10 protein-coding genes are annotated in these 13,532 nt (G+C 73.4%); 1 reads left to right on the top strand and 9 read right to left on the bottom strand.

The features are described from left to right. Window positions 1–20: 20 nt before the first annotated feature. Genes LWP59_RS04960 through LWP59_RS04945 form a run of 4 tightly spaced genes read right to left on the bottom strand, consistent with a single transcriptional unit; the run spans window position 21 to window position 3,677 of the window. Window positions 21–980 carry an AAA family ATPase gene (locus LWP59_RS04960; RefSeq protein ID WP_144645248.1) on the bottom strand — a complete coding sequence of 320 codons (960 nt, stop codon included), beginning with the start codon at window positions 978–980 and terminating at the stop codon, window positions 21–23. Beyond that, window positions 977–2,089 carry a DUF4350 domain-containing protein gene (locus tag LWP59_RS04955; RefSeq protein ID WP_144645250.1) on the bottom strand — a complete coding sequence of 371 codons (1,113 nt, stop codon included), beginning with the start codon at window positions 2,087–2,089 and terminating at the stop codon, window positions 977–979. Before LWP59_RS04955 ends, LWP59_RS04960 begins: the two co-directional genes overlap by 4 nt. After that, the gene (locus tag LWP59_RS04950; protein ID WP_229858158.1) at window positions 2,086–2,721 is read right to left on the bottom strand and encodes a DUF4129 domain-containing protein; all 636 of its coding nucleotides are present in this window, start codon (window positions 2,719–2,721) and stop codon (window positions 2,086–2,088) included. The genes LWP59_RS04955 and LWP59_RS04950 overlap by 4 nt, the downstream gene beginning before the upstream one ends. Beyond that, the gene (locus LWP59_RS04945) at window positions 2,718–3,677 is read right to left on the bottom strand and encodes a hypothetical protein (RefSeq protein ID WP_144645252.1); all 960 of its coding nucleotides are present in this window, start codon (window positions 3,675–3,677) and stop codon (window positions 2,718–2,720) included. Before LWP59_RS04945 ends, LWP59_RS04950 begins: the two co-directional genes overlap by 4 nt. A 210-nt stretch (window positions 3,678–3,887) precedes the next feature. Here LWP59_RS04945 and LWP59_RS04940 point away from each other — a divergent pair, with 210 nt between their 5' ends. Then, complete coding sequence (locus LWP59_RS04940) at window positions 3,888–4,787, top strand: neutral zinc metallopeptidase (RefSeq protein ID WP_308431773.1); 900 nt, start codon at window positions 3,888–3,890, stop codon at window positions 4,785–4,787. Between the two features lie 242 nt (window positions 4,788–5,029). Here LWP59_RS04940 and LWP59_RS04935 read toward each other — a convergent pair whose 3' ends face one another. From LWP59_RS04935 to LWP59_RS04915, 5 genes are all read right to left on the bottom strand, one after another. Next, window positions 5,030–5,521 (bottom strand): hypothetical protein, encoded by a 492-nt coding sequence (locus LWP59_RS04935; protein WP_229858156.1) that lies wholly within the window; start codon window positions 5,519–5,521, stop codon window positions 5,030–5,032. Window positions 5,522–5,578: 57 nt separating this feature from the next. After that, window positions 5,579–6,580 (bottom strand): potassium channel family protein, encoded by a 1,002-nt coding sequence (locus tag LWP59_RS04930; RefSeq protein ID WP_144645276.1) that lies wholly within the window; start codon window positions 6,578–6,580, stop codon window positions 5,579–5,581. 98 nt (window positions 6,581–6,678) lie between these two features. Continuing rightward, entirely contained in the window at window positions 6,679–7,119 is a 441-nt protein-coding gene (locus LWP59_RS04925) for a nitroreductase/quinone reductase family protein (RefSeq protein WP_144645256.1), read from the bottom strand. A gap of 2 nt (window positions 7,120–7,121) precedes the next feature. Beyond that, the gene (locus LWP59_RS04920) at window positions 7,122–10,343 is read right to left on the bottom strand and encodes an ATP-dependent helicase (RefSeq protein ID WP_144645258.1); all 3,222 of its coding nucleotides are present in this window, start codon (window positions 10,341–10,343) and stop codon (window positions 7,122–7,124) included. Further along, window positions 10,340–13,513, bottom strand: coding sequence for an ATP-dependent helicase (locus tag LWP59_RS04915; RefSeq protein ID WP_144645260.1), 3,174 nt, complete (start codon window positions 13,511–13,513; stop codon window positions 10,340–10,342). The genes LWP59_RS04920 and LWP59_RS04915 overlap by 4 nt, the downstream gene beginning before the upstream one ends. Between the last annotated feature and the right edge of the window lie 19 nt (window positions 13,514–13,532).

The following is a 13,532-nucleotide window of genomic DNA, read 5'->3' as shown; positions in this document are numbered from 1 at the left end:
GCTCCGCTCCCCCCTCGCCATCAGCGCGGAACCGGGACGGTCGCCAGCACGCGGTCGAGCACGCCGTCCGGGGTGGCCCCCTCCAGCTCCGCCTCCGGCCGCAGGTCCAGCCGGTGCCGCAACGCCGGGCGCGCCAACGACTTCACGTCGTCCGGGGTCGCGTAGTCGCGTCCGGCCAGCCACGCCCACGCCCGGGTCGCCGCCAGCAGGGCCGTCGCGCCGCGCGGGGACACGCCCAGCCGCACCGAGGGCAGGGCGCGCGTCGCGCGGCAGAGGTCGACGATGTAGCCCAGCACCTGCGGGTTCACCACCACCGCCGACACGGCCGCCCGGGCCGCGGCCAACTGCTCGGCCCCCGCGACCGGCCGCATCCCGGCCGCTCGCAGGTCGCGCGGGTCGAAGCCCTGCGCGTGCCGCATCAGGATGCCGATCTCGTCCTCGCGTGACGGCGTCGGCACGGTCAGTTTCAGCAGGAACCGGTCGAGCTGCGCCTCCGGCAACGCGTACGTGCCCTCGTACTCCACGGGGTTCTGCGTCGCGACCACGATGAACGGGTCCGGCAGCGGCCGCGCCCTGCCCTCGACCGACACCTGCCGCTCCTCCATCGCCTCCAGCAGCGCCGACTGGGTCTTCGGCGGCGTCCGGTTGATCTCGTCGGCCAGCAGCAGGTTCGTGAACACCGGCCCCTCGCGGAAGGAGAACTCCCCCGAGTCGTAGACGATCGAGCCCGTCACGTCGCCGGGCATCAGGTCCGGGGTGAACTGGATGCGCGCGGTGTCCACGTCGAGCGCGGTCGCCAGCGCGCGCACCAGCAACGTCTTCGCGACGCCCGGCACCCCCTCCAGCAGCACGTGCCCCCGGCACAGCAACGCGATGATCAACCCGGTGACGGCGGCGTCGTTGCCGACCACCGCTTTGCCGACCTCGGCCCGCAGCGCGAGCAGCGCCTCCCGGGCGTCCACGGCCGCCTCAGTGGTCAAGATCCTCGTACCTCTCTCTCCAACCGGTCGAGCTCGTCGGCGAGCCGGACCAGCGACGCGTCGTCCTCCGGAGCCGGACCGTACAACAGTGGCCCGGCGTCCCGGCCCGTCCTGGCGGCGACGGCACCGAGCACCGCCGCCGGTTCGGCCCCGGCACCCAGGCCCAGCACCGGCAGCAGCCGTTCGACCGCGGCGTGGCGCAACAACCCGGCGGCGTGCGCGGCCGAGCCCGACCGCCGGTACAGCCGGGCACGGCCCTCCGTCGTCTCGGCGGACCGCACCACGACGGGCAGCGGTTCGGCGACGACCGGGCCGAGCCGCCGCGCCCGCCACAGCGCGAACAGCACCGCGGCGACCGCGACCTGGATCGCGCCGAACAACCAGCCGCGCGGCAGCAGCTCGGTCAGCGACTGCTGGGTCACCGCCGCGGCCGGGTCGCCGGGCGACGGGACGTACCAGACGAGCGTCGCCTGCCGTCCCAGCAACCGCAGGGCGAGCGCGGCGTCGCCCTCGTCGTCGAGCCGGTCGTTCGTCAGCGGCGTGCCGTCCCCGAGCAGCGTCGTGCTGCCGGTGATCTGCAGCAGCGAGCCGCCGTAACAGGGCCGCCCGCGCTGGTGCCCCTCGTACTCGAGCCCGCCGAGCACCGCGTCCCCGGCGGCGACGGCGGCCGCGACCGTGCAGTCCGGTGAGCGGGTGGAGGCGTCGTTCTGCCCTCGCACCACGACACCGGGCAACAGCAGGTCGAGGACGTCCTGCCCGGGCCCGACGAACACCGCGTCGGCGGCCCGTCCGCGCAGCTGCGCCAAGTGTGCGGGCTCGACCAGGCTCGGGGCCGTGACCAGCAGCGTCGCGTTCGCCTCGGTACCGAGGGCCGACTCGGCATCCGCCAGCGTGTGAGCCGGCACGATGTGCACGCCCTGCTGGGCGAGCAACGTCGCCAGCGCGTGCGAGCCGCCGGGGTCCGTCGAGTCCGGGTCGAGCGTGCCGTGGTTGCCGTTGTCCCTGGCCAGGACGAGCAGGACGGCACCGAGGACGAGCACCACCGCGATGAAGACCGGCGCCCGCGCGGCTCGCCAGATCCGTCGCGCGTCCGGGGAAACCGTTGTCACGTAAGGACTCCCGGCCGTTCCCGAGACACCTGCTCGTCGAGCGTGGCCAGCCGGCGGTAGTCCTCGGCGGTCGCGGGCCGGTCGCCGTAGTGCACGTCGTCGAACAGCCTGGCGGCCACGGCGAGCTCCGCCCGTGAGCCGGGCAGGCGGGCACCCGCGTCACGCGCCGCTTCGTCAGCGGTGCGGCCGGACAACGCGTCGAGCACCCCACGCTCCTCCAGGCCACGCACGATCGCGCGGAACCGTTCGCGCGCCGCGGCCGCGAAGTCCCCGGCGGCGAACGCCTGCTCGGCGGCCTGCCGGTGGTCCTGGGCGGTGCGTGTCCGGTCCTCGAACACCAGGCCGGGGGCGCGGACGTTGCGGGCCAGCTTGCCGACGCGCAACCGCACCACGACGGCCACCAGCACGAGCACCGCGAGCAGCACCAGCAGGCCGAGCACCCCGCCGGGGACGGCGTTGGACGCGGCGTCGAACAGCTCGGACAGGCGCTGCCCGAGCCACATCAGCACCCGGTCGAACAGGCCGGGGTCGGCCGCGTGGTACTCGGGCTTCGACAGCTCCGCCTCGGCGGCACGCTGCGCCGCGTCCCGGTCGATGGTGACCGGGACGTCCGCACGCAGCGCCAGGATCACTGGGCCGCGCCGGCCGAACGCGCCAGCTGGATGTCCATGCCCTCCTTGCGCATCCGCTGGTCGATGTACAGCAGCGCGGTGGCGGCGGCGGTGAACGGCCCGACGATGGTCTCCGCGACCACCCCGCCCAGTGCCGCGAGCAGCTGGCTGCCGAACGACTGGTTCGCGACGTCCGCGCTGCTGGCGCTGAAGCCGAAGCCGACGCCGAACGGGATCTCGATGACCATGCTGATGATCGCGGCCGCGATCCCGGTGAGCAGCAGGATGCCGAACACCCGCCACCAGCTGCCGGACACCAGCCGCCAGGACCGCTTCATCGCCTGGCCGACCCGGCCCTGCTCCAGCACGAGCGCCGGCGCGGCCAGGTTCAGCATCGCCCAGAGCCAGATGCCGGGGATGATCAGGAAGACCGACGCGACCGCGACGATGATCGTGACCAGGACCGTCAGCCCGAGCAGCGGCAGCAGGCGCGGACGCAGCTCGGTCAGCGACTCGCGCAGCGTCGCGGGGCGGCCGAGGACGGCCTTGCCGACGACGACCGTGATGAACCCGGCCAGGAACGTGCGGATGAGCAGGGAGATCACCAGCGTCACGCCGAGGGTCGCGAGCAGCCGCCCGAACGTCTCGGACAGGAAGCGCATCTGCTCCTCCTGCGTGGCGGCCGGGCCGAGCTGCCCCGGGTCGGGCAGGTCGCTGAGGAACCAGTAGGAGCTCGCCAGGTCGAGCGCGCCCGCGACCACCGCGACGATCGCGGAGACGCCGAACACCAGTGCCGGATGCCGGCGCATCGTCTGCACCGCGCCGTCCAGGATCTCGCCGACCGACAGCGGCCGCAGGGGGATGACGCCCGGCTTGCCGTAACCACCGCCGGGGGCCGGCGCGGGAGGCGGCGGCGGGGCGGGCGGCAGGTCGCTGCGTGGCTGGTCGGGGTTGGTCCAGCCCCCGGTCTCACTCATCGAGGTCTCTCCTGGTTCTCGGGTGCACGCGCCCACTCTCGCAGAGCGGGCGGCCCCGGACCATCTCGGGCGCCCGGGTCTTTCCGAGTCGTGATCTCCGGGCCCTGACTATGCTTGCGCGCGATGACGAACTCGCCGCCGCGCCCGTCCACGGGCGCACCACGGCCGGGCCGACGACACCGGAGCTCGAAGTCGTCCTCGATGCCGTTCATGGCCTTCACGCTCAGCGCGGTGGCCGTGCTGCTGGCCGGGCTCGTGGTGTTCGTCGTGGTGAGCAGCACCGGCGGCGACGGTGCGGGTACGGCCTCCACCGGCACCTCCACATCGGCGACGTCGGACAACAGCGGCAACGCCGGGCCGGGCGCGGGCGCCGGTGGCGCGGTGGCGGGGCAGAAGATCCTCGAGCTGGCCGACCATCCCATCCTGCAGGATCCGGACGCGGGCCTGCAGAACATCGTGTGCACGCTTCCGGTGTGGCACAGCGACGAGGCTTCGGTCGAGGCGTTCTTCACGGCGGCCGACAAGTGCCTCAACGAGGCGTGGGGCCAGTTCCTCGAGGCCTACCACCTGCCGTTCATGCCGCCGGCGCTGCACTTCCCGACCGGCCGGAGCTTCGAGACCCCGTGCGGCACCATCGGGGTCGGCGTCGCGACCGCGGCGTACTACTGCGACAACAACCTGTATGTGCCGTACCGGGGGCTGCAGATCGACCAGTACGGCGACAACCCGGGCGTGTACCTGGCCCTGATCGCGCACGAGTACGGCCACCACGTGCAGGAGGTGGCGGGGATCATGGACGCGGTGTGGCAGCAGATCTACCAGGTCGGGCAGAACACCCCGGCCGGGTTGGACCTGTCGCGTCGCAAGGAGCTGCAGGCGCAGTGCTTCTCGGGGATGTTCCTGGGTGCGGTGGTCGACCGCGGGGGTTCGGTGACGCGGGACATGTACGAGAAGGCGTGGCGGGACCAGGACACCCGGGGCGACAACACGTCCGGCAGCGACGACCACGGGACGAACGCGCATTACGCGGCGTGGTGGCGCAAGGGTGCGCAGTACAACCGGATCGCCCAGTGCAACACCTTCGCGGCGTCGTCGAACGACGTCTCGTAACGCGGCAGTGTCCAGCCACCCGCGCACAGCGACCCGGCAACGGCAGCCGAGAATGCCCGCGCCCAGCCCGCTCCCTTACCCCGATCCCCGCGTCCACTCCGTGATCGGGGTGGGACGGGCGTTCCCCAGCCACCCGCGCACGGCGCGCGCCCTTGCACTTCGCGCAGGGGAAAAGATCAAGTGATGCCGCGAGTTCAGGCGACGGGATGACCACCCGACTCCGGGAGCCCCCCCCCCCCGCCTCAACTACTGGCCAGGGCCGCCGTTCGGCGTTGGACCAGGAACGCGTACGCGCCACCGCTCAGGCAGCTCAGTGCGAGCAGCGCGAGGCCCACCGGGCGCCGCAGGTCGCTGTGGCCTGCGACGACGTCGGCCAGGTGCACGTTCACCTGCCCGGGACCCGCGTCGGACGGCACGGTGATGTCCACCCGGTTGTTCCTGTCGTGCCCGCACGCGTCCAGCGAACCCGTGCGGGTCTGCCCGCCGGCCTGGAACTGCACCGTCTCCGTCGGGTTCGGGTCGGAGCAGGACGCCGGCGTGGTCACGGTGGCCTCGGTGACCGGACCGCCGTTCGACGCGACCGAGCCGAACATGCCGGGCCCGGCCCACCACACGATGACGACGACCGCGATGCCGGCGAGCACCGGGATCAGCAGGCTCTGCCAGCGCAGTCGGCGCATCATGCCGCGCCCCCGCTGGGCACCGGCCGGAATCGCTTCGAGGACCGCACGCACGCAATCGTTCCAGATGATTCCCGGGATTCACAGGGAGAGCGGTGTGGCCCCCATCTATCACTCGTTGTGGTCAGCGGGGGTCACTTTCCGCACATACAGCAGGCGGTCCCCTGGTTCGATGGCGTCGACCTGCGGCGAGTCGACCCGGTAGAGCTCCCCGTCCCGGACGACGCCGAGCACGATGTCACTCAGATGCCGAGGCGAGCCACCCTCTTCGGAGGGCTCGACAGCACGCTCCGCGATCGCCAGTCCGGACTCGGGGGTCAGCAGGTCCTCGACCATGTCGACCACGACGGGCGTCGAGGTGGCCATCCCGAGCAGCCGTCCCGCGGTCTCGCTCGACACGACCACCTGGTTCGCACCCGACTGCTTGAGCAGGTGCACGTTCTCCGCCTCCCGCACCGAGGCGACGATGTGCGCCTTGGGCGCCAGCTCCCGGGCGGTCAGCGTGGCCAGCACGGCCGAATCGTCCCGGTTCGTCGCGACCACCACCGCGCGCGCCCGCTGCACGCCCGCGACGCGAAGCACGTCCGAGCGGGTCGCGGAGCCGTGCACGGTGACCAGGCCGAGCGCCGCCGCCGAGTCCAGCGCCTGCTGGTCGGTGTCCACCACGACGACCCGGTTCGGCTCGACGTTCTCGTCGCCGAGCAACGTCTTCACCGCGGACCGGCCCTTCGTGCCGAAGCCGACGACCACCACGTGGTCCCGCACCTTGGACCTCCACTTCTGGATCCGGAACGCCTGCCGCGACCGTTCGGTGAGCACTTCCAGTGTGGTCCCGACCAGCACGATGAGGAACAGCACCCGCAGTGGCGTGATGATCAGGACGTTGATCAGCCGCGCCGCCGCGCTGACCGGGGTGATGTCGCCGTACCCGGTGGTCGAGAGCGAGACCGTGGCGTAGTAGAAACTGTCCAAAAGCGACAAACCGTCGCCGTTGACGTCGCGGTAGCCGTCACGCCCCGCGTAGACGATCAGCACCGTCGCGACGAGGGCCAGCAGGGCCCCGATGACCCGTCTGCCGATCGACCGCATCGGGCTGACCGACGGTTCCGGCATCCGGATCACGCCGACGAGCGTGTGATCGGGGCGGTCAGGGTGGCGCACGCCGCGGATCGTAAGGGATCAAGCCACCTACGGCCACCCCGCGGCCACCCTCAGCAGTCGATGACGACGATCGGGATCTCGCGCTCGGTGCGCTCCTGGTGCACCGCGACGTGCGGGTGGTCCCGGGACAGCAGCGCGAGGAACCGTTCGCGCTCGGGCCCTTCGGCGGTGACGGCGGTGCTCTCGACGCGCTCGAGATGCCCGTCCGCACCCTTGCGCTCGACCACCACCGCGGGGTTCGCGACCAGGTTCGAGTACCAGGCGGGATGCCTGGGCGCGCCGATCGCCGAAGCCCACAGCAGGACCTTGCCGTCGTCGTCGCTGAAGTCGCCGAGCGGAACCGTGTGCTCCCGGCCCGACTTCGCGCCCACGGTGGTGAGCAGGACCAGCTTCCCCCGGCGGAGCCGCTCGTCGCTGACGACCCCGTCGTTCGCCCGGAACTCCTCGATGATGGCGCGGTTGACAGCCTTGATGTCGGCCGGCATGGACATGGTTACACCTGACCTTCGGGAATCGTGCGCAACAGTTCTTTCAGGCCGTCACCGTCGAGCAGGTCGACGGGGCGGAGCGTGTGATCGTCGCGGACGTAGTGGAACGCCGCGCGCACCTTCTCCAGCGGCGTACCCGACAGCGAGGCCCACGCGAGCCGGTAGGCCGCCAGCTGCACGGCCAGCGGCTGCAGCTTCGACGACTCGGGCACCGCGCCCGTCTTCCAGTCGACGACGGTCCAGCCGCCGTCCGGATCGGCGAACACGGCGTCCATCCGGCCGCGCACGAGCACCCCGTCGACCTCCGTGGAGAACGGCACCTCCACCTCGTGCGGGGTGCGGACGGCCCAGCTGCTCGCCTCGAACGCGGCACGCAGCTCGTCGAGCGCCTCGTCGGGCGCGGCGCCCTCGTCGGCGGCGCCCGGCAGGTCGTCGATCTCGAGCAGCCGCTCACCCTCGAACCGGCGCTCGAGCCAGCCGTGGAAAGCGGTGCCCCGGCGGGCGAAGGTGTTGGGCGGCAACGGAAGCGGGCGGCGCAGGCGGCGCGCGAGCGCGCCCGGGTCGGACGCGAGCTCGACGAGCTGGCTCACCGACAGGTGGCCCGGCAGCGTGACCTGCTCCCCGGCGCCCGCCGCCGCGGCACGCTCGGCGAGCAGGACGTCGGTGTCGGCGATCCAGCCGTCCGGGTCGGCCTCGTCTTCCTCCGGGTGCTCGCCGGACGCCAGCGCGGCGAGCACCAGTTCGGCGCCCTCGGCCACGGCGGAACGGCGGCCGCCGAGCGGGTCGACCGGCCATTGCGCCGTCCGCGACTGCGTGACCAGCGGGTTCTCGTCCTCCTCCGCCGGTTCGTCGGCCCACTCGGAGAGCCGCCCGACTCCCAGTGCCGCGATCTCGGTCAGGAAGACCGACGGGCCCTTGGGGCGCGAGCTGGTCTCGTTCCACCAGTGCCCGGAGGCGATCAGGGCGCGCTCCGACCGGGTCAGCGCGACGTAGCAGAGCCGGCGTTCCTCCTCGGCCTCGCGCTCGGCGAAGCTCTCCTCGTGGATCTCGAAGGCCTCGGTGATCTCCTTGCGGTCCATGCCCATCGAGACCCGGAGCTTCGGCAGGTCCTGCGCGTCACCCCGCAGGTGCGCGGGCAGCGACGTCACCGTGCGCAGCCACGAGGACGACCTTCGCTTGTTGGGGAACACGTCCCGGGCGAGGTGCGGCACCGCGACGACCTGCCATTCCAGCCCCTTGGCCGAATGCGCGGTGAGGACCTGGACGCGGTCCGGCAGGACCTCGACCTCACCGGGCGTGAGCCCGTCCTCCGCGTGCGCCGCGGTGAGCAGGTAGTCCACGAAGGACATCAGGGTGGCGTCGGGCGAGGTCTCGGCGAAGTCGGAGACGACGTCGGCGAAGGCGTCGAGGTGGGCGCGACCGGCACCGCCGGGCCGGGCCAGCGACTCGACGTCGAGCAGCATCGTGCGTTCCACGTCGGCCACCAGCTCGGGCAACGACTGGTCGAGCCTGCGACGCAGTGCGGTCAGCTCGCTTGCCACCCGGCGGATCCGCCGGTACCCCTCCGCGGAGTAGCGCGCGGGGTCGCCCGGGTCGTCGAGCGCGTCCACGAGCCCGGTCTGCTCGGCGCGTTCGACGAACAACTCGTCCACTGTGGACTCACCGGTCGGCGGCGGGGCGGCGATCTCGTTGGCGCGCCGCCACAGTGCGGCGAGGTCGGCGGCGGCGATCCGCCAGCGGGCGCCGGTCAGCAGCCGGGCCGCCGCCGTTCCGGCGAGCGGGTCCGCCAGCACCCGCAGGGTCGCGACGAGGTCGGCGACCTCGGGCTCGTCGAGCAGGCCGCCGAGGCCGACGACCTCGACCGGCAGCCCACGCGCCCGCAGCTCGGCGGCGATCGGCGCCATGTCCGCGCGCCGCCGCACCAGCACCGCCGCCGTCGGCGGGGAGCCGGTCGCGTCCAGGTGCTCGTACCAGCGGCGGGCGAGCGCGTCGGCGACCCACTCCCGTTCGGCCCGGATGTCCGGCAGCAGCGCGTACTCGATGTCCGCGGGACCGGCGCCCTCCCGCGCCCGCAGGCGCGCCACGCCAAGGCCCCGCGCACGCAGCGGCTCGGCGATCCCGTTGGCGAGGGTGAGCACCTGCGGCGGGTTGCGGAAGCTGGTGAGCAGGCCGTACTCGCGGGCCGGGGCGAGCCTTTCCCCGTCACGGCGCGGAAAGTCGGTGGTGAAGCGCGGCAGGTTGGCCGCGCTCGCGCCGCGCCAGCCGTAGATGGCCTGCGCCGGGTCGCCGACCGCGGTCACCGGCAGCGGTGCGTTCTCGACGCCGCCGAACAGCGCACGCAGCAGGACGCGCTGGGCGTGCCCGGTGTCCTGGTACTCGTCGAGCAGCACCGCCCCGTACCGGTCGCGCTCACCGCTCGCCACCTCGGGATGGCTGGTCGCGAGCTGCGCGGCCAGTGACATCTGGTCGGCGAAGTCGAGCGCGCCCTCCGCCCGCTTGCGCCGGTGGTAGCCCTCGATGAGCGGGATGAGCGCGAGCCGGAACCGTTGTGCCGCGGCGATCTCCGCGAGCGCCTTCGGCAGTGCCGCACGCTGCCCCTTGGCCCGGGGCGCGGTCTCGACGAGCTCGCACAGCCAGGTGCTGTACTCGGCGAGCTGCTGCTCGGTGACCAGGTGCTCGCCCAGCTCGCCCGCGAGCGCCAGCACCTGGGCCGTGACGGAGGCCGGCACCCGGTCGGTGTCCAGGTCACCGTCCCAGGTGGACACCACCCGGTGTGCGAGCTGCCAGGACGACGTCTCCGACAGCAGCCGCACACCGGGCTGCACCGGCAGCCGCAGCCCGTGCTCGGACAGCAGCCGCCCGGCATACGCGTGATACGTCAGCACCGTGGGCTCGCCTGCGGCCACGGCGGCGCGACGGGCGCCGCCCGGGTCGACACGGTCGAGCAGGCCGGAGCCGGCCAGCCGGCGCAACCGCGCCCGCACCCGCTCGGCGAGCTGGCGGGCGGCCTTGCGGGTGAAGGTGAGCCCGAGGACCCGTTCCGGGGTCACCACCCCGTTGGCCACGAGCCACACGACCCGCGCGGCCATCGTCTCGGTCTTCCCCGCCCCGGCACCGGCGACGACGAGCGCGGGCTCGATCGGCGCCGCGATGACCGCCGCCTGCTCGGGCGTGGGCGGGTGCAGCCCGAGCGCGGCGGCCACCTCGGCGGGACTGACGTAGCTCATCCCCCGGTCACCTGCCGCCCTTCGGGCCGCAGCGGGCAGGAGCCCCTGGCGGGACAGCGGTCGCAGTCGGTGTTCTCGCTCGCCTGGTACCCCGGCCCTGACGCGGCCGCGGCGACCTCGCGGACGAGGTCGAGCCAGCGCTTGCCGCTCTCCTCGTCCAGCGGCTGCTGCGCCCGCTGCGTGGCGCCGGTCCTGGTGTTCGACTTGGCCAGGTACACCAGCTTCGCGCCGCCTGGCTGCTTGCCATCGCCGAACGCGCCCAGCAGCACGGAAAGCTGGTACGCGGCCAGCTGCGGGTGCAGCTCGGCGTCGGCGGAGCTGACCGGCGTCTTGCCGGTCTTGAGGTCCACCACGACCGGGCGGCCCTCCTTGTCCGACTCCAGCCGGTCGACCCGGCCGCGCAGCCGCACGAGCATCCCGTCCTCGCCCACCGGCAGCTCGACCTCGATGTCCTGCTCCACGCCCAGCTGCATCAGCTCGCCGCGGCTGGTCTCCAGCCAGGACAGGAAGTTGCGCACCATCTGCTCGACCCGGTTGCGCTCGCGCCGGGAGAACCACGGCGCGCCCGCGTCGACCTTCGCCCACGCCTCGTCGAGCGCTTCCCGCAGCTGCTGGTCGTCCATCCCGCTCGCGGCCGCCTGTGCGAGGCCGTGCACGAGGGTGCCGGTGATGGCGGCCAGCTGCGCCGGGTCGCTGCCACCGTGCCGCTCGATCAGCCAGCGCAGCGGGCACTTGTGCAGCGTTTCCACTGTGGACGGTGAGATGCGCACGACGTCGCCGCTGCCGTACAGCGGCTGGTCCGACGACACGTCGACGACGCCGTACCAGGAGTCCGGATGCGCGCCGGGGACGCCGTCCTCCGCGAGCCTCGCGAGCTGGCGTGCGGCGAGCTGCCGCCGCTCGGGGTCCGTGCGGGCGTCGCACACGGCCTTGCGCAGCTCGCCGACCAGCTCGGCGAGTACGAGCGAACGTCCCGGCGGCTTCATCCGCGAGTCGATGCCCGACTCGTCGGCGCTGTTGGGCTCGATGTCGTCGACGAACCGCGAGGGCTGCTCGTCCTCTCCCGCCACCGCGCTGACCAGCAGCGTGTGCCGGGCACGGCTGGCCGCGACGTAGAACAGCCGCCGCTCCTCGGCGAGGATCGGTGCCGTCGCCGAGACCACGTCATTGTCCACTCCGGACAGCAGGTCGACCAGCCGTTCCACGCCCAGCAGGGATCCGCGCAGCCGCAGGTCCGGCCAGCTGCCCTCCTGGACCCCCGCGACGGCGACGACCGTCCACTCGCGACCGGCCGCGCCGTGTGCGGTCAGCAGCGACACGCCCTCGCCGCGGGCCGCGACGGGCGCCAGGCTGTCCCCGGCGATGTGCTGGGACGACAGGTAGTCCGCGAAGGCGGCGACACTCGCCTTGGGCAGCCTGTCGGCATACCGTCCGGCGGCGTGGAACAGGGCGACGATCGCGTCGAGGTCCCGGTCCGCCTGGGAACCGAGCGTGCCACCACGGGCCGACTGCCGCACCAGCCGCGGCTGCAGTTCGGTCGCCTTCCACAGCTCCCACAACACCTGCTCGACGGGCGCGCCGCGGCGGATCGCCGCCGCCGTGACCGCGATCAGCCCGCCGACGCGGCGGATCGGGGCCGCCTCGGCCGCCGCCAACCCGGCGAGCTTGTCGTTGTCCCGCAACACTTCCAACAGCAGCTCGTCGCTCGAGCGCTGCCCACCACCGGCGAGCTCCAGCCTGCGCAGGCCGCGGCGCATCCGCCGCAGGCCCAGCGGATCGGCCCCGCCGAGCGAGGACGACAGCAGCATCTCGGCCAGGTCGACGTCGAGCACCTCGGGGTCGGTGGCCACCCGCAGGATCGCCAGCAATGGGCGCACCGCGGGCTGCTTCGCCAACGGCAGCTCCTCCGCGGCCGAGGCGATCGGCACCCCGGCGGCACGCAACGCCCGCTGCAGCACGGGAAACGACCGGCCCGGCGAACGCACCAGCACCGCCATCTCCGACCACGGCACGCCGTCGGTGAGGTGGGCGCGGCGCAGCTGGTCGGCGACCCAGCTCGCCTCGGCCGACGGCGTGGGCAGCAGCCGGACCCGGACCGCGCCGTACTCGGCGTCCGGCGCCGGGGAGAACGCCCGATGCCGGTTCGCGCCCGCGAGCGTGCCCGCGAGGCGGGTGACCGCGGAGTGCACCTCGGTGCTCATCCGGTGCGCGCGGGTCAGCGTGATCGTGTGGTCGCCACTGGGGTCGGCGTCGGCCAGCAGCGTCGGATCCGCGCCACGGAAGGAGAACACGGCCTGGTCCGGGTCACCGGCGACGACGAAGTCCGCCGCCGCCGAGCCGAGCAGCCGGATCAGCCGGAACTGCAGGTGGTCCAGGTGCTGGGCGTCGTCGACGAACACGTGCCGGATCCGCGCCTGCTCACGCGTGAGCAGCTCGGCGTCGCCCTCCATCTCGACGAGCGCGCTGGCGACCAGCTCCGCCGCGTCGAGCGCGGGCGCCCCGCCCGCGCCCTGCAGGATCGTGACCTCCTCGTACTGGCGCCAGAACACCCCGGCCGCGACCCACTGCGGCCGGTCGGTGCGCTTGCCGAGCTTGACCAGGTCCTCCGGGCCGAGCCCGCGCTCGGCCGCACGCAGGATCAGGTCACGCAGCTCCTCGGCGAACCCCGGCACCGGCAGCGCGGGCCGCAGCTGCTCGGGCCAGTCCTGCGCGCCCAGCTCGAGGTCACCGGCCAGCAGCTCGCGGACCACGACGTCCTGTTCCGGGCTCGACAGCAGCCGCGGCGGCGGGAGGCCCTGGGCATTTGCCTGCAGCCGCAGCAACGCGAACGCGTAGGAGTGCACCGTGCGGACGATCGGCTCGCGGATCGTGCGGCCGTCCAGGCCGGAGGTGACGCGGCGGGTGATGTCGGCGCGCAGAGCGTCCGCCGCACGGCGCGACGTCGTGAGCACCAGCAGGCGCTCGGGATCCACGCCGGCGTCGATCCGGCTCGCCACGGCCGTCGCGAGCAGCGACGTCTTGCCGGTCCCCGGCCCGCCCAGGACGCGCACGAAGCCGCCCGGCCGCTCGATCACCGCGCGGGCGGCCGGCTCCCAGTGCTGCGGGCGCAGCGGTTCGACGGGCCGGCGGACCAGCCGCGCCCGCCGGGTGGCCGTGCCCCGCGCGTTCATGCGCCGATGGAATCATGCC

It is taken from the genome of Amycolatopsis acidiphila, from assembly GCF_021391495.1.
GTDB classification, from domain to species: Bacteria; Actinomycetota; Actinomycetes; order Mycobacteriales; family Pseudonocardiaceae; genus Amycolatopsis_E; species Amycolatopsis_E acidiphila.
Note: the sequence above shows the minus strand (reverse complement) of the source record. Positions and strands in the feature narration are given on the sequence as shown.

Excerpts from the sequence above, each read along its gene's own strand:
- LWP59_RS04945 (WP_144645252.1), bottom strand. The coding sequence starts at position 3,677 with ATGAGTGAGACCGGGGGCTGGACCAACCCCGACCAGCCACGCAGCGAC.
- LWP59_RS04940 (WP_308431773.1), top strand. The coding sequence starts at position 3,888 with ATGGCCTTCACGCTCAGCGCGGTGGCCGTGCTGCTGGCCGGGCTCGTG.
- LWP59_RS04930 (WP_144645276.1), bottom strand. The coding sequence starts at position 6,580 with ATGCCGGAACCGTCGGTCAGCCCGATGCGGTCGATCGGCAGACGGGTC.
- LWP59_RS04925 (WP_144645256.1), bottom strand. The coding sequence starts at position 7,119 with ATGTCCATGCCGGCCGACATCAAGGCTGTCAACCGCGCCATCATCGAG.
- LWP59_RS04920 (WP_144645258.1), bottom strand. The coding sequence starts at position 10,343 with ATGAGCTACGTCAGTCCCGCCGAGGTGGCCGCCGCGCTCGGGCTGCAC.
- LWP59_RS04915 (WP_144645260.1), bottom strand. The coding sequence starts at position 13,513 with ATGAACGCGCGGGGCACGGCCACCCGGCGGGCGCGGCTGGTCCGCCGG.